Source organism: Flavobacterium terrigena (assembly GCF_900108955.1).
Classification (GTDB): Bacteria; Bacteroidota; Bacteroidia; order Flavobacteriales; family Flavobacteriaceae; genus Flavobacterium; species Flavobacterium terrigena.
In genome coordinates this window covers 331825-356134 of sequence record NZ_FNYA01000002.1, presented here as the reverse complement: position 1 = coordinate 356134, position 24310 = coordinate 331825, and the positions used below count along the sequence as shown (strand labels likewise).

At 27.7% G+C, this 24310-nt stretch carries 16 protein-coding genes; all 16 read left to right on the top strand.

What is annotated here, in order from left to right:
- The first annotated feature begins 2 nt into the window (after positions 1-2).
- The 16 genes from BMX42_RS04990 (at position 3) to BMX42_RS04915 (ending at position 24304) form a co-directional block, all read left to right on the top strand.
- Entirely contained in the window at positions 3-1205 is a 1203-nt protein-coding gene (locus BMX42_RS04990) for a hypothetical protein (protein ID WP_091309719.1), read from the top strand.
- Positions 1198-4545: an SMEK domain-containing protein gene (locus tag BMX42_RS04985; protein ID WP_091309714.1), complete on the top strand. Its 3348-nt coding sequence runs from the start codon at positions 1198-1200 to the stop codon at positions 4543-4545. Before BMX42_RS04990 ends, BMX42_RS04985 begins: the two co-directional genes overlap by 8 nt.
- On the top strand, positions 4532-5995 hold the full coding sequence (locus BMX42_RS04980) for an amidohydrolase family protein (RefSeq protein ID WP_091309710.1): 1464 nt from the start codon (positions 4532-4534) through the stop codon (positions 5993-5995). The genes BMX42_RS04985 and BMX42_RS04980 overlap by 14 nt, the downstream gene beginning before the upstream one ends.
- A 154-nt stretch (positions 5996-6149) precedes the next feature.
- Complete coding sequence (locus BMX42_RS14515) at positions 6150-9962, top strand: hypothetical protein (RefSeq protein ID WP_177169120.1); 3813 nt, start codon at positions 6150-6152, stop codon at positions 9960-9962.
- A gap of 73 nt (positions 9963-10035) precedes the next feature.
- On the top strand, positions 10036-12699 hold the full coding sequence (locus tag BMX42_RS04970; protein ID WP_091309706.1) for a hypothetical protein: 2664 nt from the start codon (positions 10036-10038) through the stop codon (positions 12697-12699).
- A gap of 2 nt (positions 12700-12701) precedes the next feature.
- Positions 12702-12992, top strand: coding sequence for a hypothetical protein (locus BMX42_RS04965; RefSeq protein WP_091309703.1), 291 nt, complete (start codon positions 12702-12704; stop codon positions 12990-12992).
- A 115-nt stretch (positions 12993-13107) separates the two neighbouring features.
- Complete coding sequence (locus BMX42_RS04960; RefSeq protein WP_091309699.1) at positions 13108-13698, top strand: hypothetical protein; 591 nt, start codon at positions 13108-13110, stop codon at positions 13696-13698.
- Entirely contained in the window at positions 13691-14707 is a 1017-nt protein-coding gene (locus BMX42_RS04955; protein ID WP_091309696.1) for a Kiwa anti-phage protein KwaB-like domain-containing protein, read from the top strand. Before BMX42_RS04960 ends, BMX42_RS04955 begins: the two co-directional genes overlap by 8 nt.
- Before the next feature lie 174 nt (positions 14708-14881).
- Positions 14882-15736, top strand: a complete 855-nt coding sequence (locus BMX42_RS04950; protein WP_091309694.1) for a restriction endonuclease — start codon at positions 14882-14884, stop codon at positions 15734-15736.
- Positions 15737-15829: 93 nt separating this feature from the next.
- Entirely contained in the window at positions 15830-16492 is a 663-nt protein-coding gene (locus BMX42_RS04945; protein ID WP_091309690.1) for a hypothetical protein, read from the top strand.
- A gap of 159 nt (positions 16493-16651) precedes the next feature.
- Positions 16652-17536 (top strand): DUF6414 family protein, encoded by an 885-nt coding sequence (locus tag BMX42_RS04940; protein ID WP_091309687.1) that lies wholly within the window; start codon positions 16652-16654, stop codon positions 17534-17536.
- A 169-nt stretch (positions 17537-17705) separates the two neighbouring features.
- The gene (locus tag BMX42_RS04935; RefSeq protein WP_091309685.1) at positions 17706-18812 is read left to right on the top strand and encodes a protein kinase family protein; all 1107 of its coding nucleotides are present in this window, start codon (positions 17706-17708) and stop codon (positions 18810-18812) included.
- Positions 18813-18978: 166 nt separating this feature from the next.
- Complete coding sequence (locus BMX42_RS04930) at positions 18979-20736, top strand: DUF6119 family protein (protein ID WP_091309681.1); 1758 nt, start codon at positions 18979-18981, stop codon at positions 20734-20736.
- A 226-nt stretch (positions 20737-20962) separates the two neighbouring features.
- A complete protein-coding gene (locus BMX42_RS04925) occupies positions 20963-22093 on the top strand; it encodes a putative phage abortive infection protein (RefSeq protein ID WP_177169119.1) in 1131 nt (376 codons plus the stop codon).
- 194 nt (positions 22094-22287) lie between these two features.
- Entirely contained in the window at positions 22288-22722 is a 435-nt protein-coding gene (locus tag BMX42_RS04920; RefSeq protein ID WP_091309675.1) for a hypothetical protein, read from the top strand.
- Positions 22723-23614: 892 nt separating this feature from the next.
- Positions 23615-24304, top strand: coding sequence for a hypothetical protein (locus tag BMX42_RS04915; RefSeq protein WP_091309672.1), 690 nt, complete (start codon positions 23615-23617; stop codon positions 24302-24304).
- Positions 24305-24310 lie beyond the last annotated feature (6 nt).

Here is a 24310-nt window from a genome sequence, read left to right as displayed (position 1 = left end):
ATATGAAGAAAAATATAGGGATTTACATATCCGGTTTAGGTCAGTCATTTCATCAAGAGAATGTATTAAAGTATGCTGAACGTTTTAAAAATGAATTATTATTTATAGAAAAAGGCACTTCCTATGATTTGAGGAGTGAGATAATTACTTATTCAGGAAAAAACACTTCAAAGGTTGTGAAGGTTGTGAAGTTGGGCCAAGAAAATGAAGAAGTAGTATATACCTTTTATGAATTTGAGTATCATGAATTATTGACAGAACGCTTCAAGAAGCGAAATATGTTATTAAAAAATTCACTTCTTTTTTTGTTAGTATTAAAAAAATTACCTCAGCTTTTAAAGCGTGTTTTTATTCATGATAATTATAATCGACCTTATTTAACATTTTATGCTTTCTTTATTTTGGTTCTAGTATCATTAGCGGTATTGTTTTTAATACCTGCTTCGATTGATATGGTAAATGATTTTCAAGTGGCAAAAAAAATATTAACTTTCATAGAAGGTTTAACGGGTGATTTTCCCGCATATCTAAAGCAAACTTACAAATGGACAGTTCCATTAACAACTTTTATACTACTTGTAATTCCTGAGTCAAAAACTATAGTCACATCAATTGCAACTGAATTTGCATGTGCTGATCAATATTTGAATGATGGAATGCAAAGTCAATTAATTTCAGGGAATTTAGATTTACTAGTTGAGTATATTTCGGAGCATGAACATGAATCGAAAATTCATTTTCATTGTTATAGTTTTGGATGTTTAATAGCAACAGATTATTTATTTCCATTAGGAACAATGCCTTCTAAAAATGCTAAATTATTAACAGAACTCTTGATAACAATTGGTAATCCATACGAATTTATTAATTCATACTATAGTTCTTATTTTAAGAACAGAAATTTAGTTATGGAACAAAAGCTAAAGTGGATTAATGTTTATTCTATTTCCGATGCATTATCTTCAAATTTTAGAAAGAATTCTACTAGAGGAGAAGCTTTAAATGGAATTCGTGATTCCTCATTAAAGCCAATTAATCTTAATTATGAAGTCTCACCAGATAAGTCACAAAATTTTTTCAATTTTATAACTATGGATGGAATACGAATGCATAAACTTTATTGGGATATGGAAACCAATGGTCAGAGTTGTATTAGAATAATATTGGATAAAATGGTTGAATTAGAAATTATTAAGAATGAATAGTAGAGCATTAAATGACAGATTAAGTACTAATTTAAGTATTTTAAAAAATAAAATTGAAATAGAGAATGCGTCAAATAATTTGAGTTTGAACCTGTTACTTGAAACTACATTTTTAGAAATATTGAATTTAATATTTGGATACAATTGTTCAAATACTAATAAGCGAAAAACCAATTTTCCGGGAATAGATGGGATTGATGATGAAAATAAATTAATGATACAAGTTACTTCTACAACTAGTTTAGAAAAGATTGAGAGTACAATTAAGAAAATCATTGAAAAATCATATTATGAGTCATACGATAGATTAATTTTTGTTTTTTTAAAAGATAAAGGAACTATTAAAAAGGAATCAAAAGAAAGGCTGCAAAAACTCATTAATAATAAATTTATTTTAGATTTTGAAAATGGTTTTATTGGAATTAGTGATGTATATCGTTTACTTACAAATGAAAATAATTATCATAAAATCAATGAAGTAAATGAATTGTTAGAGAGTGTTTTTCTAGATGTTAATTTTAACGATAATTCAGATTTGATTGGAATCTCATTTGATGAAGAAGAAATTGTTAATGCAAGTTATTTGTCACAAATTATTATCAATTTGGGGCATAAAGTTGTAGTTGATTCTAATGAATTGCATCAAAAATTAATTGAGATGAATTCTGAATTTATATCTTCGATTGTTATTTTTAATCCAAGTATTGTAAGAGATAATTTCAAGAAATTTATTTTAATAGCATCAAATTCGCATATTGAATTCACTATTGATAGTTCAGATCCAAAATCCAAAATTTTCAGCTATTTTGACGAAAAGGGATTAAGGCCATTACTTTTATTATTTGATGAATTTATTAATTCAATAGCAAATAAGAATTATAAAACCCCAAGATTAGTTACTTCCACTAATCTTAATAAAATAGAACATCTAATTAAAGAATATTTAAAACCAGTTTCTGTACTCAAGTATAATTTTGAGCTTATTAAGAAGGTTCTACAATCTTTATTTCCAGCTCATAGTTTTCGTGCAATTACTAATGAAGATGAAAAGTATTTTTGCATTTGTAATCTGTCTTATAAGAATTCAGTGATAAATTTTTTAATATTTAGCCATGAATACAAGAGAAGTGAAGTTTTAAAGCAATTTGATGAAAAATATTTAAAGGGATATTCTTCAAACTTAACAATTTTAGTTCCAAAGGATTATAATCAACCAACTAATTTACGTTTAAAATATATTAAAGATAAGTTTAAGAATCGCAATGAAGTTCATTTTTTGGATGAGTTTTTATATGAAGAAAGTTTAAAAAACATTAGACAGGATTCATTTTTTACAAACGAGGTTTTTATTTCACCATATTTTAAAATTGATAATGATTTTGAGAAATTAGAAGATATTTTTGAATGGTTAAAAAACGACGAGACATCTGTAGCATTTATTATTGGACCTGGAGGAGATGGTAAAACAACTGTATGTCAAAAGATTCATGATGTTATTATTAATGATTTCGATAATAATATCGTTATTTTTTTAGATGCTCAATCTTATATTGAACAAATTAAGCAAAGAGATAGAGTAGATAATTGGCGTTTTGATTTGCAAACTGTATTTGAAATATCTAATACTGAAGTTGGTAATTTAGATATTAATACTTTTAAATCCAACTTTGCATTTGGAAATATAACTGTAATCATTGATGGTATTGACGAAATAATTTCCACATTACCCAATTTTAGTTTGGCTGATTTTTTAGCTGATTTTACAACTCTTGAGGAAACAATAGGTAAAGGAAAGTTAATTATTAATTGTAGAGATATTTATATTAATGAATTGTTATTAGCTGATAGTGAGTTTCAAAAGAAACATAAAATTTTTAATCTTTTAAAATTCAATAGAGATTTAGTAAGGAAATATTTTAAAAAGTATTTTAATAATGATGTAAAAAAATTAAATGATTCAATAAAGTTGTTAGATTATTTTTACGAGGATATTAACGGTGAAGAATTTATTTATTCTCCTTTTCTATTAGAAATTATTTCTAACATTGTTGAAAATAATTTTGATTACGATGAAATTGAAGTATGTTTTGATTCTAATATACTAGTGAAAAAAAACAGCAATGATTATTTAATTTATAAAATTTGTAAAAGAGAAATTGCAAAAAAAGAGAATCACGGTTTTACTATTGATGTAGATGATTATGTTAGGTTATTAGGATTAATAGCTGTTGAGAAGAATGGTATTTTCAATGATGATGATTTTTGTTATTTGTTAAAAAAATTGAATATTGATTTGAGTTCTGAACGTGTAAAAAATAGCTTGAGAGATAATCCTTTTTTTTATTTAAAAGATAAAAATTATCATTTTAGGTTTGATTTTTATAAGCTGTTTTTTAAGAATAATGTACTTTATTCAAAATTAATTTCAAATAATTCTTTCGATTTGACAGATACTTTTATAACAGTAATTTCAAAAGAATTAAAATACAATTCATTATTGTTTGAAGGACTAAAGAATAAAATTAAAGACTCAGAGCATAGTTTTGAAATTCTATTATTAAAGTTTAAGGATTTGATAATTGAAATCAAAACATATAATGATAAAAAACCAAATCAAGGTTATGAGTACATCAAGCAAAAAGCAATAAGTAATATTATTATTTTTTTAAATGAAATTAAAAGTAAAGATTATTCTGCAACAGATATTATTTTAAAATTATTTTCAGACGAAGAATTTAATCGTGAATCAATTATTTCTATAAATAATTTATATTTAATTGAAATTCCATCAAGTTTAAAAATAGAAATCGACTTTCGAAATATGTATTTGACAAATTCAGTTATTGAAGGTTTTTCTGGTTTTTTAAATTGTTCATTTAATGAAGACACTTTTTTTGATAATACTTGTAAGATTAGTAACATACAACATAGTGATTTTGATATAAAAAAGTGTTCTGCCTCAAAAGATAATTTTGATGATTATATTACATTAAGTGATAATTCTCTATACGCTGCATTGAAACTTGCTCAATCGGGTGGTGATGATGTATTAGGGTTTTTAAGAAAGTACTTCAGAACTTTTTTGAAGGGAGGTAGGTTGGTTGATAACATTAGCATAAGTAATTTACCTAAAAATATTTTGCATTCTGTAGATATTAATGAGTTAAATACAATTTTGTTGAATCACTCCATCTTAACTTCGTTTGATAAATCCAATGTGTCTATAGATCCTACAAAAAAGACGAAAGTTTTAAAATTTATAAATCAAAATTTGACTTTTTTAGAATTAAACAGAGTAATAAAGCAAATTCAAAAGAGTGAATTACATGGAAAAGCATAAAATATTTAATACTCACACTCATATTTTTACCATAGATCATGTGCCAAATAAGTTTGGAAAAAGATTGATGCCATTAGGTTTGCATCATGTCATAACCATGCGTTTTGTGAAATGGTATTATAAAAATTTTACATCAAGAGGTAATCATAAATTTAAAGTGTTTAAAAATAGATTAAACTCTCTTAAATATACCATCAAAGATTTTTTTAGAAAGACTATAATTTTACACTTATTACTTTCAATTATTTTTTTCTTTATTAATTGGTTTTTTAAAATTATAATCTATTTTTTTAGAGTAGAAGTTATTTTTAGTAAATCAACAAGAGAGACAGTAAATAGGTTTTTGACATTAGGGAGATATTCGTTGTATCAGGATCAATCTAAAATTTTTGATTTATTGTCAAAAAGTTATGATACAGATACTCGGTTTGTTGTCCTTTCTATGGATATGGATTATATGGAAGCTGGGCAGCCTACTAGACCTTATTTACAACAACTAGAGGAGTTACGTTGTTTGAAAATTCGTAAAAAAGAGCGTTTACTTCCTTTCTTGTTTTTAGACCCAAGAAGAATTGCAGCAACTAAACATGCACCAAAACAGAAAAATTATGAGAATTATGCTAAACATTTGTTGCAATCTCAACAATTTGATGGTATTAAGCTATATCCTGCTTTAGGTTATTATCCTTTTGATAAGAATTTGATTGAAATGTATCTTTTTGCACAAGAGAATGAAATTCCAATTATTACTCATTGTATTGCAGGAACTGTTTTTTATAGAGGCAAAAAACAACAGGAATGGAATCAACATCCTGTACTTAAATATCATAAGAAAGAAGGGGTTTATGAATCTATACCTTTACCACAAAGGGAAGGGTATCAGTATTCGACTAATTTCACTCATCCTCTAAATTATCATTGTCTATTAAACAAGGAATTGTTAAATGAGTTTTTAGGAAATTCTCCTGATAAAGCAATTGATTTAAGTAAATTAAAAATTTGTTTGGCACATTTTGGTGGAGAGGATGAATGGAAGAAGTATCTTAATGATTGTTGGAATAATTACAATAAAAATATTTCGCATGATAGTAAAACAGATTATAGTAAAAGGAAAAACACTTTGAATCATGGTAATCCTAGAACAATTTGGTGGGATGCTAGTTGGTTATCTGTAATTTATGATTTAATGATTGAGTATGAGAATGTTTATGCTGATATTAGTTTTATACTTCATGATGAGAGTTTATTTCCTTTGCTAAAATTTATTCTTGAAGATGATAAAGTTAAAAATAAAGTTCTTTTTGGCTCCGATTATTATGTTGTTAGTCAGAAAGATACTGAAAAAGATTTGCACCTTAATTTGAGAGGTTATCTTGGAGATACTTTATTTCAACTAATAGCTAATGAAAATCCAAGAAAATTTTTGACTACCAAGTTCAACCAATATTGATAAAAACATCTTGTATATAATTTCTTTTTTTAATTTTTTACAAATTTGATTTGAAAAACACATAACAAATTAAGTATAAATACGTATTGTTTCGTTTGATTACAATTTTTAAGTTTAATTTTTTTATTAAATCATTTAACTAACCCATAAAATTATGCCAGCAGAAATTAAAAACACACTCTTTAGATTCACATCATTCAGAGCACCTGAATTAACGAATGACAACGAACTTTATAACAAATTTATTTATTGCCCAGAAGAAGCTAATGGAACTATTTTTGCTGCTAATATAACTTCTGAAGATACTACCGCAGTAAAATGGCAAAAATTAAAAACTGCGGCTATTGGATTTGACTCATTAAATGCAGAAGAAATAAAAGAGCTTAACGCAAATTTGTATAATTTTTCTATTTGGGTAGCTAAAAATAAAAATTATTATAGTGAAGCGGATTTATTAATCCAAATAGATAAAGTAAATGCATTATCCTCTAGTGATGAATTGTTGTTATGGGATAATTTAATTTATCATGTAGTTACCCAAAAAGACTTTTATATAAAAGAAGTTATCATGCAATTGATTATTGCTAACAATTATATTAATAAAGGAGGTTATGATAATAATGAATTAAATAAGCAAATACTTTTATCAAAAATAGTATTGCCAAAATTACTTTTTACTGACGGTATTGATGTAGAGGTAAACTCAGGTGGAGGTGAAACAAGTCCTCCAGTAATAGTAATGCCAGTTCCACCATTACAATTACAAAAACAACAAGTTATTGCAAACGCAGAGGAACAAAATACTGGATTATTAAAACTAAAAAAAGAATTAAAAAGAGTTGAGTTAACACATAGTAAAGAATACTCGGTGGCATATGAAGCAGCTCAGAAAGATTATAAACTAACAATTGATCCAATATTACAACAATATAATGCCGATTTAGATGCAGCAAAACAAGATTGGTGTAGTGTTAGAAATAATGAACAACCTTATAATTCAGAGGACCCATGTAATCAGCCTCCAAAAATAACGGAACCTATATTGCCAGAATTTGAATTTACACATCCAAAACCAATTGATGCTGCATATTTAAGAACTAATCTATCTGAAGAATCATTTACTTACTTGTCATTATTGACTTCAAATGAAACAAATGAAAATGCAAAAATTGCAGACGATTCAGGTATAGGGTTTTATGATTCTTTTGATGATTTACATGTGTTAATTGATGATTCTATTGGTACAGGAAATGATATAATTATTGGGAATTTAGATTCTGGAAATGATATAGTTGTTAGTGTTGGAGGCATATTAATACCTGTGGATAACACTACATTATTGCAAGATTTTCAATATCATTTAGCCCCAAGAAGATTACCGACTGGAGTTTATAATGCTGATATATTATTAAAAGTGCCTAATTCTACTTGGGATGTACTTGCAATAACTTATAATATAGTTAAAACTATTAATAGCGTGAGTAATTTTACTTTTACAAAAACACGTACAAACGATCTTATCACCTTAAGAAATATATCTTTAGGAGGAGCAGTTTTAGCAGATGAACCAAATATTGAAGAAATTAATGGAGAAATTACTTTTACAAATGGTTGTAAAAAGACGTTCAGTATAGAAGCATTTAATTTACATCAATCTTTTTCGGGATTTTTAATTGGTGAATGTTTGCCAGAATATGTGGATGATGAAATTCCAAACAATACGACTATAAACCCAGAAAAACCGTTTATTCCATCAGGTTTTGGTATGAAACAAATTGGTATTGCTGACTACAAAAAGGTAGAACAAACCGTTCAGTCATATATTGAAGGAGAAGTAGCACATATTGAAAACGTAATGGCTAAAGAATATCGAGAGAAAGCAACTCGTAGATTAAGAAGAAGTGAAATTACTGAAACCAGCTCTACTGAAAGCGAGCATGAACAATTGACCGACACTACTTCTACTTCACGATTTGAAATGCAATCGGAAATAGCAAAAGTTTTACAACAAACTAAAGATTTAAGCGGATATGCAAATGTTTCTTATCAGCCAACAGGTACATCGTTGAAACTTGATGCTGGTGCAAATTTTGCCACACATAATTCAAAAGAGGAAAGTACACTTCAAGCTGTAACTCAAGCAAAAGAAATTACAGAAAGAGCCCTTGAAAGAGTTGTTACAAAGGTAAAGCAAGAGCGTATTGAAAAAATAATTGAAGAATTTGAAGAAACCAATAAGCATGGTTTTGACAATACTAAAGGAGACAAACATGTAGTTGGAGTATATCGATGGGTAGACAAATTATACAAAAATCAAATTTACAATTATGGTAAAAGATTAATGTATGAATTTATGATTCCACAACCTGCCAAATTGCATACTTTGGGTATGGTAGCAATGGCAAACCAAAACAACTTATTAATTAAGCCTGAAGACCCAAGAAAAGTAACAAATTATAAATTAGAAGATTTTTCACAATTAGATGATGTGAAATTAAAATATTGGACAAGTAAATTTAATGTAGAATTTGAGACATTGCCTGATAATGAAATTGTAATTGGTAAGTCTTTTTCTCAAAACAAAAACACAAGAGAAGCTTTTACAGAATCTAAAACAGATGATATAGAAATACCTGACGGTTATTCATCATTTAGCGTTAAGTTCCACTTAGCATTATCTCTTACATATGGACCTGGGAATGGTTATGGTGTTGGAGTTCATGCGGTATTAGGAGGTTCTAATAGTAAATATGCTCATGGCCCAAATCCAAATACGGTTTCGTACCCTGCTTTAAACTACACAAAAAAATTCCCAATTTCATACTATGCAACGGCATTACATTCATCTATTGCTTCAGTAGAGTTAGTATGTCGTTTGTCATCTGAAACAAAACAAAAATGGCAGCAAAAAACTTTTAAAGCTATAATTGATGCCTATGAAGATGCGCTTACTGACTATAACCAAAAAGTTGCAGAGGAAAATGCGAAAGCAGTACAAATTAAAGGTACTAACCCTGGATTTTATCGTCAAATAGAAAACATGGTATTACGTAAAAATTGTATTTCTTATATTATTGACCAATCTCCAACGGCTAAAAATACATATGGGAAAAATGACTTAACTAGAGGAGGTAGTTTTGGGGCTTATGAGGTAAACGTTAATAAGAGTTTAGATGAATATGCTGCTTTCGTAAAATTTATTGAGCAAGCATTTGAATGGGACATTATGTCTTATCATTTTTATCCATTTTATTGGGGTAACAGAAGTGACTGGGCAAGTACTTATCAATATAATGAAACTAATGACCCGTTATTCAGAAGCTTTATGCAAAGCGGAATGGCTAGAGTTGTAGTAACAGTTCGTCCAGGATTTGAAGCTGCAGTAAATTATTATATGCAAACCGGACAAATTTGGAACGGAGGAGAAGTACCAATAATTGACAATGAATTATTTGTGTCAATTGCAGACGAACTAAGAAATACTAAAGCAACAAAAGATGGTAAAGCTTGGTGGAATATTGTGCCAACTTCCTTAACAATTTTGCAAGCTCAATCTATTGGTTTAGAAGTAGAAAAAGCATTACCTGAAAATGAAGATTATTCAGATTTTGAAAACCCAGATGATGTGCCACGTCCAGAAAATTTCAATATTTCAAATTCACAATTAGGTGGTGCTTCTGTAGAAAAATCAGCAAGTATTGTTGGAAGAATTCTTGGTGCAGATAATGTTCCTTGTAAAATAGTTCTTAAACAATTTAATGGTGAAATTAAAGCAATTGATTATAAAGATAGTACTGGAAAGTATGAACTTTTAAATTTAGAGCCGGGTAATTATGAACTTTTATTAGATGCTGATAATAATTTGCGAAGTGATCAATATGAAATTATTGATGGAGCTAAAGCAATTACTTTAGAACTTGAAGAAAATCAAACTCTTGAGGTAAATCTTGAGGTCCATGGTGTCTAGCAAATTAAAAGCAACTAATTATTAAAAAAAAAACTGCCTCTTATAAGAGGCAGTTTTAATAAATTTCTATAAAATGGACAACGAAATAAAAGAATTGCTTTACTTCTTAAAATTCCATCAATTTACTGAGGCAGAAAATGAGAAAGCCAAAGAATTAAGTATAATTCTTATTGATGGCGATACAAATGACACATCATTATCAATAACTAAAGAGCAACTAAATAATATTCATTGGGAAAGTAATTATGACACCTATTTTCAAGAAGCTAATTTTATTTACATATTAAAGAATAACAACACATACAGTTATTTTGTAAAAACTGAAATTGACAATCAGTTAAGATGGTATAATGTTTTTATTCAAGAACCACAATGGTTAACAGTGCAAGAAGTACTACAATTAAAAATATACACTAAAAATAACGGTGAAATTTTTTATTTCAACAACCAAACTAATACATTATATAGTACTTCAGGAGAGCCGATAGGAACGTCACTTATCCAAGATTTTACAACAAAATTTGATCCAGATGAACTTGCTATACAACATAATGAAAACTATGAATTTGATTTTGAAAGTCTAATAAACAATTCTTATAATTTATTTTCAAGCTTTAATACGTTGCTTCCAGTTTCTGTTTCTTTGTTGAGTATTTTGTATAAAATTTTCAAGTCTGACAAGAAAATTAAAATAACACAAAAAGGAAAACGTAAAGGTAATATTGTATTAGTACCAAAGATTACATATAATTCAAATTATAAATTAACATACTATTACAAACAATCTGTTAAAGATAGAAATGTAAATGAACAACCAGAAATTGCATTACAAATAGAATTTAAAGTTGCCGAAGCCATAATGCAATTTTTAAACGAATCAATTTTTAATTATTACGAATTTGATTTAACTGGTGATTATGGTAACGAATCTATAAACCAATTATTAGAGCAATACAAAGAACTATTTGTAGGGAAAATTGAAACAAACTTAAAAAGCAAGGATTTTGATAAAAAAAGGGATGGGTTATCTTTGATGTATTGTTTGCCAGAGCAGTTCTTACAACAAAATATACTTACTAAAAATATATTATATGCCTTTTTCGATTGGATTATACAAGATGGACAATTATATAATTTTCAAGACACAAAGATTGAAGATGCCTTCATATTTTTATTGCAAACTATTGAAAAATCGTTAGTAACGTTACAAGATTATCAATCGTTTTTAAATAAATTTTTATTAGATAGAAAGAAAGAGCCTATTTTACGTTTCCTAATTAATGCAATTGATGGAGAAAATTATAATAGCTTCTGTGAAATACTTAACAATATTTGGTTAAAAACTAATTACATAAACTTTGATAATGAGATTTATGATAAATATGATGGTCCATTATTTTTACCATACGAATCGGAAAAAACTGTTGGGTTTTATTTCACAAATGCTGAAATTAATTATTTAAACAGCAAGCTTAATGTTAAGATTGGAACTGGGGAATATGATTATGTAACTTCTGATATTAAGGAAGGACAAAGATTAGAAGAAGTTACAGAAAGTTTTATTTATCATCCTTTTCAACCAGTTTTTTTAAAAAATATAAGTTCTAAAGATGCTCCTTTAAAGCTAAACAACATTGTTCCTGCATTTTTACTTTTTGCTAACGAAGAAAAAGTGTTTTGGAGCAATATTATTACTGGAACAGAATATGCTTTGGACGTAATTACAACATTTTCTGGAGTTGGTAATTTAGCTAAATTTAGATATTTAAGTAAAGTTGTTTCTGGCGCAGGTAAGCTAAGGAAAGTAGTTACTGGTACTGCAGCAGCAGTAGAAATAACAAGTGGAACTGTAAGTGCTTTGTTTAAGCTAACAGGTGTGAAAGACACGGCATTTGGTGCTTTAATTTTAGAATATTTATTTTGGTTAGAATTGTTATCTTTGAGTGGCGAGTTAACAAATGCATTAAGAAACGGACTTAAAAGAACTGCAACAAAAATTGTAGCCAATGAAGAAGAGTTTGCAAAACTCCAAACATATTTAGATGAATTACTAGAAGAAGGAAAACTCACTAAAGCAGATGCTGATGAGGTGGTAAGACATTTAGGTGAGGTGGCTGAAGTTGAAAGAAGATTAGGTAACTTTATTATTAATAACAATGATGATATCTCAGAAAGTTACATTAAAAGCCTTGTAAAGCAAGTTAGAGAAAGTACGGGATTGAAAAATTTCGATATTAATTTAATCGATCGAAATAATGAAAAATATCAAAAACTTTTTGAACAATGGCAAAAAGGTGGTGGTTATGGATTTTTTAAACCAACATCAGGTGAATTTGGAATACCTTTATACAAAGGTTTAAAAGGTGAAGGCCCACAAATTTATATGTTTGCAGGTAGAGTGTTTGATGATTTAGGAAAAATTAGAGATATTAGTTTTACAAGATACACTATCCAACACGAACTGTTTCATGTAGAAATGTACATGTATTTAAAAAATAAAACGCCTAACTACATGAAATATTGGGGAGAAATTCCTACTTATATACATGAGCAATATGTATTGAATAGGTTACTTAAAACCAAAAATTGGAAAAGAGAAGATTTATTAAGTGATTTAGAAAATATTAATCAAATTAGAAAAGATTTTAATCCAAGATTAGGTGATGTAACTTTGAAAGAGTTAGAAACTTGGAAATTTGAAATAGAATTAGAAAAAATAGGTATTAAAATTAAATAATCATGATAACGAAAGAAGAGATAAAAGCGACAATGGAAGTGTTATTAGATACCTTTCCAAAGTTGAAAAAAGATATAATCGAAGATAGAACATTTGATATTCGCAAAGAAAAAAATGGCTGGATTTGTTTTATTAGAACTAAACATAGTCAATTTGGAGAACAACCGGGTTTAATTACGACAGTATTTGATTCAGAAGGAAATCCAACAGAAATATCAGTATTTGATTTTGGAAGAGCAAGAAAATATTATTTAACAAAGGATGGGAATGGTAATATAATATCAAAAGATTAATTTTCAAACCACTCCCTAAGGGTGTTTTTTTGAGGTAATTAGAATTGTTATCTTTGAGTGGTGAGTATATGCAAGTTAGACAACATTTTACCGAAAATCCACAAAAAAATTGATAATGAAAAAAGTAACACTAAATAATCTTACAATGTTTGTGATGTTTATTACATCATACATTCCATTATTTGGTTTACTTGTAATTAGACAAATAAAACAGAATTTCGAGTATTTAAATTTTAGTAAAATAAATAGTCCAAATATATTAACTGCATTAGAAAAATTTGGTTTAAGTTATTTCTTTATTATAATCTCAATTTTTGGTTTTTTTGGCTTAAAAATGCTTTTAAAAAATCTTGACAGTAAAAAAAATAATGGAGAACTAGTAAAAATTACTGGAATTGAAAATAAAAATAGTGAAAGTATAAGTTATATTTCAACGTATATTGTGCCATTCATCTTTCAAGATACAAATAATTTATTTGATATTTTATCAATATTTATTGTTCTAATAATAATTTTCTTCATTTATACTAAATCAAATATGATTGTTATTAATCCTATTTTAACAATAACTCATACATTGTATCAAATTGATTTTAGCAAAAAAGGACAAAGCAAAAAAGGACTATTTATCACTCAAAATGAAGATGTTGAAATAGATCAAGAAATAAAAATTAATCTAATAACGAAAAACATATATTATGGATAAAACAATACTTATTGACATAATAAACAAGGCGAGTGAAGAAAATCTTAAAATGTATTTTATTACAAGAATTTTAAAGGAAGGAATAAAATCTAATGCAAGAGTACTTGAAAAATTTGATTTTAAAGTTTATGAAATCGAAATTACTAACGAAGTTAGAAAATATCTATATAACTTATCGCTAAAACAATTTACTAAAATAGAAGAAAATGAAGAACTCCATTTTATGGATTATGATGTAATTGCAGATGAAACTGAACATTTGTTTACATATCAAATGGAAAATAAGGTTGGTTCATTTTCTGATGTAGTTTACAATCAATTAAATCATAGTCCGCAAAAAATAACTGACTTGAATGATATATTACAAGATGAAACATTATGGGCTTACTCTGTTGAATTTGAAATTGATAGTGAAAAGTCATTTTATACTTTTAGAAAAATTTCACCTGGAAAAGTTGGAATTGACAAAGAAAATGATGGAAATAAAAAAAGTATTAGTCAACAAATTAGAACTTATTTTGATACAAATACTAATACTTTGTCATTACTAAAAAGTGACACTGTTTATCTTGATAAACAAATTGATTGTATTTTTTATGAAGAAACTTTTTATGTTCTAAAAAAGTACTTTTTTGAGCAACTTGTTGGATTACAAGAAGAATATAAGAAAAGAGCGGAAGAAATAGCAACCACAATGTCTAACCACGAATGTTTTGGAGATATAACACAACTTAAAGTAAAAATAGAAAATAAAGCTGAAATACATAAAAAACTAATGAAACTAGAGAAACTTGGAAATCTTTCTTCTCTTAATCCAAAAAAATTAAAACAATTGGAAAAATTAGGAATAAAAAAGAAAGCTCCAATCAACGTAAAAGATGGAAAAATACAGTTTGAAAAACCCGAAGATATAGACAATGTAATAAAATTATTGTGTGATTTCTTTAAAACGGGAGATTATTCAGGAAAGCCATATGGAACTTATGCGGGTAAAATACAAACAGAATAAAAACATCGCCTAACAGGCGTTTGGCGAGATTGCGAATTTTGTAGTGAATTCACGTTTACATTTCGCAAGGAATTTTATCTTTAAAAGAAAACAACTAGTTCCGAAGTTCGCAACCTCGCCAAGCGCCGGAACGTTCCTACGATATTATCAACATTCCACTAAAAATAAAGTCAGATGTCGCAAGAAAAAATTTTAGATTGGAAAACCTACGAATCAATTACAAAGTATATCTATGAAACTTTAGGAAAAGAGTTTGGAGTAAAAATAAAAGGTCATGGCGTCACTTGTAAAGTTGTTGGTAAATCAGGAGTTGAACATCAAATTGATGTTTTAACTTCACTTTCTGATGGAGTTCATACTTACTTAACCGCTATCGAATGTAAGTATTGGAAACAAAAAGTAAACAAAGACATTGTAATGAAGCTGGCGGAAATTATTCAAGACAGTGGCATCAATAAAGGAATTATTGTTTGTAAAAATGGATTTACACAAGACGGAATTGAGTATGCGAAACATAAACATATTGAATTAGTTGAACTAAGAGAAATAGAAGAAAAAGACCTAAATGAGAATCCTAAAATAATAGATCTTGGAGATATGGAACTTCATGTTAAGTCGTCAATTCGGCGAACTGAAATCTTAAATATTGACATTGGTAACAATCGAAAGATAGATTTTAAAAGTGAATTCGAACTTTTCAATTTCTTAGTAATTAGAGAAGATGAAAGTTATAAGCCTTTGATTACTTATATGACGGAATTCCGAAAGGAAGAAAACCCAGAAAACAAAAAAACTGAAAAGCTTACTAAATATTATGAAATTCCAAACGGAATTTTATATAATAGAGAGACTAAGGAATCTTTAAAAATAAATGGAATAACTTTCACTGGACAATTAAGAGAAATTGATAACAGTAAAAACTTAAAAATCACACTAGTTGACGAAGTTTGGTTAATTATGAAATCAATTTTTAATGAACGAACATTTACATTTTCTGAGAGCGGTTTAATCAAAGAAAATAAGAAATAAATCGTTCGCGCAGCTGATACTGCGCAAAGCCGCTGAACGTTTGCGATAATATGACACAACTATAGTTTTAATATAACATTCAATAATTAAGATATGTTTCCAATCTACATTGACAGACTCAGAACAGGTGAAGGAATTTCCGTAGAAAGTTTTGTGAAAACATTTAAAGAAATTTGCACTGAACATCAGAAAAATGGAAACGCAAGTTCATTTGTATTTATAATTCATGATTTTACAAATCCTGAAATTACAAAAGTACTTGAAGACAGAAATTATTTCAATGCTTTAGACGAAATATCAGGTAACAATCTAACAATTTTTTATCTTCATCTTACTCCTGAAAAAAACAAGAGAGTTAAATTTCTTGGAGAGGAACGGTTGGTAAGAGACATGACAAGAGAAATGAATGATTTTCTAATTCAAGAATTCAAACTTGAAGAAACAATTTCAACGCCAGCGATTTTGTTTTTTCAAATAAAAAATAAAGAAATAATTGATTTCTTTTTTTGTTCTTTAACAGAAAGAACAACTGAAAAAGCATTTCTTGAAATTGAAAACTTAGTACAAAAAAATGTCTCTGTAATTAAGCAAATAGCTACGGAAAACAAGCAAAACTATCCAGAGATTTTTACACTTATAAAAAATGAAATTGACTCTGTAAAAACTATAAAAACTGTAAAATCAAGAGCCGAACAAGTGTACAATTTTGGAAAAGTGATTGTTTTTATAGAAAAGTTCATTTCATCATTTGTTTAACATTCTGCCTTAACATCAGTTTACCACAATAGCTACAATTTCATAAAAAAATCACATTATATTTCCCGATGGAAAATCTTTATTAACAAGAATATAATATTTCACGCAGTCGCTATTGCACCAGGTCACGAAACTTTAGCAACAATACAAAAAAAAAACATGGATAAATATACGTTACCAATATACTTAAATCAAAAATATGTATTTGATTTACTAGCAATAATTGAAGATGGTTTTAGTCAAGTTGAAACAATAAAAACTGGACAATCTGAAATTAATTCAGACAAAGATAATCTAAAGGGAGAAATTGGAATAAGTAATGTGTTTGCATTTTTAAAGTTTGGTCTTTCTGCAGATACCAGTTTAGAAAACACTAATAACTCAAACCATGAAACTTCAAAAGAAAAAATTCATACACCTAATTCATTATTTTCAAAAATGAGAACTTTTCTTCATTCAGAAAATATGATTGTTAAAGAAGATTTTCTAAATGCGGAAACAGGAAAATTTATAGAGATACAATTATCTCTAAGAAAAAATCCTATAATTGACGTATTAGAAGGATTTCATTCATTAATGAAAATTGCAATTTCGTTCGAGGAAAAGAAAACAACACCAGTCAATAAAAATCATGGTAAAATAGAAGAAAGTCCTAATCAAAAAATACTAAACCAAATTGATTCATTACTGAATCAATTAAAAGATGAAGGTAGTTTAGATTTAGTTGGAGTTTATACTTCCGATGAAAATTTACAAGTAGTTTTAACACTTGATAAAGGTTTTATGGGAGAACTTTCTTTGGCAGATATTGCAGATGGTCATTTTTCAGTTCTTGGAAAGATTACAAGAATAATTAAAACTAAGGATGAAGGTGATGTAAATTTATTAAGGAAAACAAGCCTTAGTAAACTAAATCAAGATATGATAGACCAAATGTTCTCAGGTTTTGCTCAATTGGAAGAATTTGGATTACAAAATCAACTTATTGAAACAAAAATTGAAGGTCCAGTAATTCAATTAATTCCTATAGCAATTTTTACTTAAATGATATAAATACAGTTGCTCACAACAATTTTGAGCAAGTGAGGTTTCGGCTTATAATAGGACTAGCTTTTTGTGTGTTTGACTGAGTAACAAAATAAATAAGTAATAAAAAATCCTCACAGCTCACAGCTGGTTGGATGTTTGAAGTAATTTTTAAGAGATACAATTTATGAAAGAAAATGATCCTATCATATTTTTACAGTCCAAAGATTTTAAGTTTATTAGAGAACTTGGACAAGGAGGAACTGGAAGAACTATTTTAATGAAAGATGAAAATATCGAAGAAATTTTTGTTTGTAAAAAATATTCACCGTTCTATGAAAATGATAAGGATTTATATTTTGATAACTTTAAGAATGAAATTAAGCTACTTTTTTTAATAAATCACAGGAATATTGTTCGTGTCTTTAATTACTATTTGTATTCTGAAGATGTTACGGGTTACATTTTAATGGAGTTTATTGATGGAATTGCAATTGATAAGTATCTTCAACAAAATCCTGACAAATTAGTAGTTGTTTTTTTGCAGGTAATAACAGGATTTAGATATTTGGAGGAGAAGCATATTTTGCATCGTGATATCAGACCGGAAAATATAATAGTAACAAACGATGGTGTTGTGAAAATTATTGACTTTGGTTTTGGAAAAAAGATTAACTTCGATGATGGAGAGAAAAGTATTACGCTTAACTGGCGTTATTCAACACCAAATGAATTCAATGAAGAAAAGTATGACCATAAAACTGACTTGTATTTTGTTGGAAAGTTGTTTGATGACATAATTAATTCAATTGGTAATATCAATTTTAGATTTAAGCCAACATTAGATAAAATGATAATTTCTGAATATCATAATAGAATAAATTCTTTTTTTGATGTTTATCGTGAAATTATAAGTAGTTCCTCATCGGATTTAAATTTTTTACCCCGAGAAATAAAGGTATACCAAACTTTTGCAGATGCTTTTTTGCCATTGATTGACACAATAGAATCTAGTACAGATTACGACGACGATGTTGATTTAATTGTCAAAAAACTTGAAGAACTTTATAAAAACTCTATGTTAGAAGATGTGCTTCAAGATAATTCAAAATTATCTAAGATATTCTTAAAAGGACCTTTTCGTATTTATAGAAAAAAAGCATTTAAGATTACTGTTTTAAATAGTTTCGTAAAATTACTTAAGTTGTCTTCAGAAGATAAACGCAAAGTAATTTTGAATAATCTTTGGCAAAGGTTAGACAATATTGAAAGATATGAGGATTTGCCTTTTTAATTATAACTATGTCCAACAATGTTTAAAATACCTTAAATCACATTCCGATTTTCCGTTGGAAAATCGTATATTAAAAAAAAAATAATCGTTCAGGCTGCCGCTATTGTACCAAGTCGTGGAACGTTTCTGTAATTATTTCCAAACCAACTTTATATAAAACCAATTTATGGAAGAAAAAGTATTTTCCGAGATTAAAATATTTCAAATAGATAAATCTCAATATGAGTTACGCGGTAAATCTAATAAAAATGTTATTGATTATATAGTTGATGCACATCGAGTAAAAGTTGAGAAATATGCAGACCGAGGTAAAGCATTACCAAGTTTAAGTAAAGGTGACGCAGTTTATCAAACTTATACTTATAACGAATCAATAAAGGATTCGTATTGGAGAAGATTTCTTCCAAAACAAATAGCTCAAGGAGATTTTGACATTCAACAACTCTCATTTGTTTTATTTGCTTCAATTGGAAAAAATGTATATGCAGTTGTTGGTGGAACTGGAATACGTGTTATAAAAAGATTTATCAATGATCGCTTTGGCATTGAAATGTATGAATACATGGCGATAAAAAGTGAAGATATTGTTATTTCTTTGACAGTTAGAGGTATAACTGGAAATTTAACCGAACAAAAAGAAATTTACCGAAAAGAACAAACACTATTAGATGTTTTAGATTTAACAGAAATACCAACTAAAATAGTTGTGATTTTAGGTACTCATTTAAAAGATACGTTGTTTCCTTATCTAGTATTTAAAAAGGACTTAAACTATCTTGAAATTGGTTCGTATTTTTTTTTGAAAATTAAAATAGACTTTGAAAATTTACATGAAATTTTAACGACTCTTGAGGACATTCAACAGACTTCTGTTCCAGTTTCATTAACTTCATTTGTAAAAATTAAAGATGTCAATCTTATTGAAACAAATTTCGAAGATATACTGTTTGAAAATATTAGAAAAGAAGTAAATGACAGGTTTTCGGCTTCAAGAGGTGCGAATCCTTACAAAGTAGATATTGATTTTGTCCACCCAACAAGACTTCAGGAATTTTATGAATGTGATAAATTTGAAATGAAGTCACGAGGAAGTAAAAAGCCTTTTTCAGTAGTTTCAGATCGAAATAAAATTTATGATGAATGTTTAGAGCATATTTATAAAAATGTCGATGACATAACCGATTTGGTAAAGTTTAAAAATTTTGCCAGAGGAATTAGAATTATTGGCTATCGCAACGGAATTGAAAAAACGCAAGCGATGTTTTTTAATCATCTTACAACAGAAATTGATTATCAAGCTAGACCAATTTTCAAAATAGACAATGGTTGGTATAGAGTTGATGATACTTTCATTGACCAGATAAATAGTTTATGTTTAGAAAATGTAGAAAAAAATCTTATTGCTAACGTTTTGACAAAAAAGTGGGATTCAACAATTCCTGATGAAGACACATACAACAAGTTATATTTGAATGAACCTGGTTATTTAGTTTTTGATAAATCTCTTGGTGAAAATATTGAATTATGTGATATTATGTTTGAAGATAATGATAAAATATATCTTGTTCATGTAAAAGATGGTTTTGATGCAAAGATGAGAGATTTGGCTAATCAAGTTACGATTTCGGCCGACCGTCTTTGGCACGATTTAAATAACTTTAAAAAATCAAACTTCATAAACAAAGTTACTGATGAATTTAATAAAAAAGCAACAGTTCCAATTGCTCCGGACTTTTTACTTAATAAATTTAAAAGTAAGAAAGAAATTGTATTTGTTATGGCGTTCCGAACAAAAAGAAAACACTTGACTTTAGAGCAAAGAATATTACAAAGTCGTTCAAATATTGCAAAATATTCGGTTTTGCAGTGTGTGAAAGATATAAAAAAATACAACCTAAGAATTATTGATATAACCGGTATATAGATAACTGCTGTTAATAACATTTGGCACAATAGATAAATTCACCTTAAATCAGATGTCGATTTTCTGCTTGAAATTCTTATGTCAATATGAGAGGAAGCGTTAACGCAACAGATACTATATATCTCAAATGTAAAAGAAAATGATAAATTTTTTATATATATTAACAACAGGTTCATATATTAATAAGTTCGTTACAATATTAAAAAAATCCTGCAAATTTGGAAGTATGATTGAAACTCTAAAAGAAATATGGAATAAATTAGATATCAATGAAAAAAGATATTTAAAAACTGGAATACAACTACTAATTTACTGCACACTTTTTTTCGTCATTATTATCCCTTGGATTTTTACTAGAGAAACTATTTCAGTTGTAGATTATAAAAATACTGGGGCAATTGGTGATACTATTAATGGGATAGCTGGTCCGTTTATTGCTTTATTGGCCGCTATCCTCACATTCCTTGCGTTTTACATACAATATAAAGCAAATATTGAACAGAGAACTCAGTTCAATAAAACTATCTTAAGACAAGATAAAGAATCTTCTAAGCAAGAAATAGAGTTAATAAGAGATAGAATTGAGAGTAGGTTTTTCGAACTATTGAAACTTCACCGAGCTAATATAAACGAATTTAAATCTAAAGGTAATTCAGGTAAGAGCGTTGTTATTGCAATGTATGATGAGTTTAATAAGCTATTCGATAGTATCAAAGAATGGTACACTTTTGAAAAATCAAATCTATATTTTCAACATGAATGGCACAGAAAAGTAGCGCAAATTGCATATGATATAATGTTTTTTGGTTTAGCAAATAATTCAACTCAAGATTTAATGATGAGAATTCAAGATATTGTTGCGAATGATAAGTTTTATAAAGAAGAATTTTTCCCGATGGTCTTGAAGGATGCTATTAATCAACATGAGAAAATTAAAAAAGAAAATATTGGTAAACCAAAACTACAACGAACTTATTTACCAAATGATGGGCATCAATCGCGATTAGGACATTATTTTCGTCATTTATACCAAACAGTAAAATTTATTGACGAGCAACCATCCAATATTTTAAATTATGATGAAAAATATTTTTATATAAAAACGTTACGAGCACAAATGACAACTCACGAACAAGCATTGTTTTTTTACAATTCTCTTACTATTATGGGGCAATCATGGGAACTTTCAGTTGAATCCACAAATAAAAAACTTATAACAAAATATAATTTAATCAAAAATATTCCGAATGGCTTTACTGGAGATTTGATTCCTGGGCAATTTTATCCCAATGTAAGTTATGAATTTATTGTAATGCCTACATTTGATAGAAAAGAAATAGAAAAACACTACAGTTAAAATTGATTTTGTAAAATTTGGGATTGATTTTGTATTAAAAAAACTGGTTTTTGCAGTTCATGTATAAATATTCAAGTTTTTCTTTCAAACTTTTAGGTACATTTGTGAATGTCAGTGGTGAATCCACACGCTATTTAAATCGGCTGGGATGATTTGAGAAATGACCAGCCATAACTTTCATCTTAGAAAACAATATGAATAAAACAAGACACAGATTATTAGGCATTTTGTCTAAAGAATATGCGGACGGATATCATCAAGAGGGAACTATTTTAGATGTGGTTGTAACAGTTCCGACAATCCTTAAAAAATTAGATATTAATTATGATGATTTCGTTTTCATGATTCAGGAATTGTTGGCAAAAGATGAAATTAAATATTTGGAAGTTGACAATTATTTTGACCAGCCGGTCTTATATGCTCAGTCTAGCGGGGTAACCGCTTATGCAAATAAAAAATATTTGAGAGCCGATATGGAAAGACAAAGAGAAGATATTAAATTTTGGGCACAATTAATTTTACCTGTTTTGTCTTTTCTTATAGCTGCAATTGCTTTATTTCTAAATATGAAAACCCAAACAGAAATTAATACTGTAAAAGAGTCACAGAAAATCCAAATACCAAAATAACTAAAAAAAGAAAGAAGGCCTTCTCAAAACTGTGGTTTTAAATAGTGGTTAAGTTTCGTCTTTGTCTGGAAGACTCTGTGATTATTTTCTTCTTAATTTTAAAGTTATCTCTTTTAGTCGGTTAATAATGTTAAAAAAATATCTAATACTATTATCAGATTCTTTTTTGACTTGCTTTTAAATGTTTGTTTTCTATGTAAATTTTCTAATTTTCTTCTTTAAAAAGAAAAAACAGATTTTTTAAAAGAAAAAAATTTCGTTAAAAATGTTTTACATTATAATAAATTTTATACATTTGTACCCAACAAAAAGTAAACGAAACAGTAAACGTTTTTTGCTTTCTCATTTTGAAATGCTATTTTTAATTAGTTGATATATAAGTGTTTATGTTTTTAAAAAGTTAAGTTTTTAAACTCATAACCCGAAGGTCACAGGTTCGAGTCCTGTTCCCGCTACTAAGAACCCTTTCAGAAATGAGAGGGTTTTTTTTATGCGCAAAAATGTCAGTAAAATCAATACTTCTACATTTTCTACATTTCTATTACTCTTCAATTTTTATAAAAAATAGGCATACAATTAGGCATACAACTTTTTATATAGGCATACATCTTTTTTTAAATAAAATCAAGTAAAAATTACTTGTAAGAAAGAACAAAGGTATATCAAACATATATAGTGCTGGAGATGTTTATGCTAAGAATTACAAGTGTCAACTAAATACAAAATAAGTGGTTGGAATAACTAATAAAGTTTAGTATAGTGCTATGTTTTATTAAAATGAAAAGTCTGTTAATTGTAGGCTTTTTGTTATATTTGAAGCTGTAGACAATAATAACTAATCAACTGCATAAACAGGTCTCTCTATTTATGGGTTAACATAATACTTGAGACTATGAGATTAAATAATAACGAATTGTATGAGTTCTTCATAGAAAAAAACATTTTAGTTTTATATCATGCAAATACAGTCAGTACTAGTGTGACTTATTTTCAACAGAATGGTCTTTTATCAAGAGGGGCTGTTGAAAATCTTGGTCTAAATCAAACACCACAATCTTCTGATGAAGCAGATAAAATATTAGATGTTTGGAATGATGTTTTTTTAGATTCAACAGATTTACATGCATTTTTTTCAAGACAAAATCACTATGGTCCAATATTGTTTGAATTTGATGTAAATTTAATTCAAGACGAAAATTATGAGATTTGGATAACAAAAGACAATCCAATTTATTGGGACTCAAACTTTACTGATCATCAAAAATATTTTCTGTCAGTTCAAGAATTAAGAGAGACATGGGATAATTATGCTAGACAAAAAAAGATGATAACTATAAGAAATAATTCAACACCAATACTTTTTGATAAAGTTAGAAGAGTTATAGTTGATGACCCTAGAGTTATAATTACAAATGGAGACATACATTTGCATAATGAAGCTGTTAATAAGATTAAATCAGTTGTTGGTGACAAACATACTCTAAAAGGTAAATTTACTACTAGAATTTGCTCAAATTGTTGGTGTAGAGAAAACTATTTAAATGAAGTTCATGTATCTGATTTAAAAAAAATATTTTTATAACATAAA

Excerpts from the sequence above, each read along its gene's own strand:
- BMX42_RS04970 (WP_091309706.1), top strand. The coding sequence starts at position 10,036 with ATGGACAACGAAATAAAAGAATTGCTTTACTTCTTAAAATTCCATCAA.
- BMX42_RS04980 (WP_091309710.1), top strand. The coding sequence starts at position 4,532 with ATGGAAAAGCATAAAATATTTAATACTCACACTCATATTTTTACCATA.
- BMX42_RS14515 (WP_177169120.1), top strand. The coding sequence starts at position 6,150 with ATGCCAGCAGAAATTAAAAACACACTCTTTAGATTCACATCATTCAGA.
- BMX42_RS04985 (WP_091309714.1), top strand. The coding sequence starts at position 1,198 with ATGAATAGTAGAGCATTAAATGACAGATTAAGTACTAATTTAAGTATT.
- BMX42_RS04925 (WP_177169119.1), top strand. The coding sequence starts at position 20,963 with ATGATTGAAACTCTAAAAGAAATATGGAATAAATTAGATATCAATGAA.
- BMX42_RS04935 (WP_091309685.1), top strand. The coding sequence starts at position 17,706 with ATGAAAGAAAATGATCCTATCATATTTTTACAGTCCAAAGATTTTAAG.
- BMX42_RS04955 (WP_091309696.1), top strand. The coding sequence starts at position 13,691 with ATGGATAAAACAATACTTATTGACATAATAAACAAGGCGAGTGAAGAA.
- BMX42_RS04920 (WP_091309675.1), top strand. The coding sequence starts at position 22,288 with ATGAATAAAACAAGACACAGATTATTAGGCATTTTGTCTAAAGAATAT.
- BMX42_RS04930 (WP_091309681.1), top strand. The coding sequence starts at position 18,979 with ATGGAAGAAAAAGTATTTTCCGAGATTAAAATATTTCAAATAGATAAA.
- BMX42_RS04945 (WP_091309690.1), top strand. The coding sequence starts at position 15,830 with ATGTTTCCAATCTACATTGACAGACTCAGAACAGGTGAAGGAATTTCC.
- BMX42_RS04940 (WP_091309687.1), top strand. The coding sequence starts at position 16,652 with ATGGATAAATATACGTTACCAATATACTTAAATCAAAAATATGTATTT.
- BMX42_RS04960 (WP_091309699.1), top strand. The coding sequence starts at position 13,108 with ATGAAAAAAGTAACACTAAATAATCTTACAATGTTTGTGATGTTTATT.
- BMX42_RS04990 (WP_091309719.1), top strand. The coding sequence starts at position 3 with ATGAAGAAAAATATAGGGATTTACATATCCGGTTTAGGTCAGTCATTT.
- BMX42_RS04915 (WP_091309672.1), top strand. The coding sequence starts at position 23,615 with ATGAGATTAAATAATAACGAATTGTATGAGTTCTTCATAGAAAAAAAC.
- BMX42_RS04965 (WP_091309703.1), top strand. The coding sequence starts at position 12,702 with ATGATAACGAAAGAAGAGATAAAAGCGACAATGGAAGTGTTATTAGAT.
- BMX42_RS04950 (WP_091309694.1), top strand. The coding sequence starts at position 14,882 with ATGTCGCAAGAAAAAATTTTAGATTGGAAAACCTACGAATCAATTACA.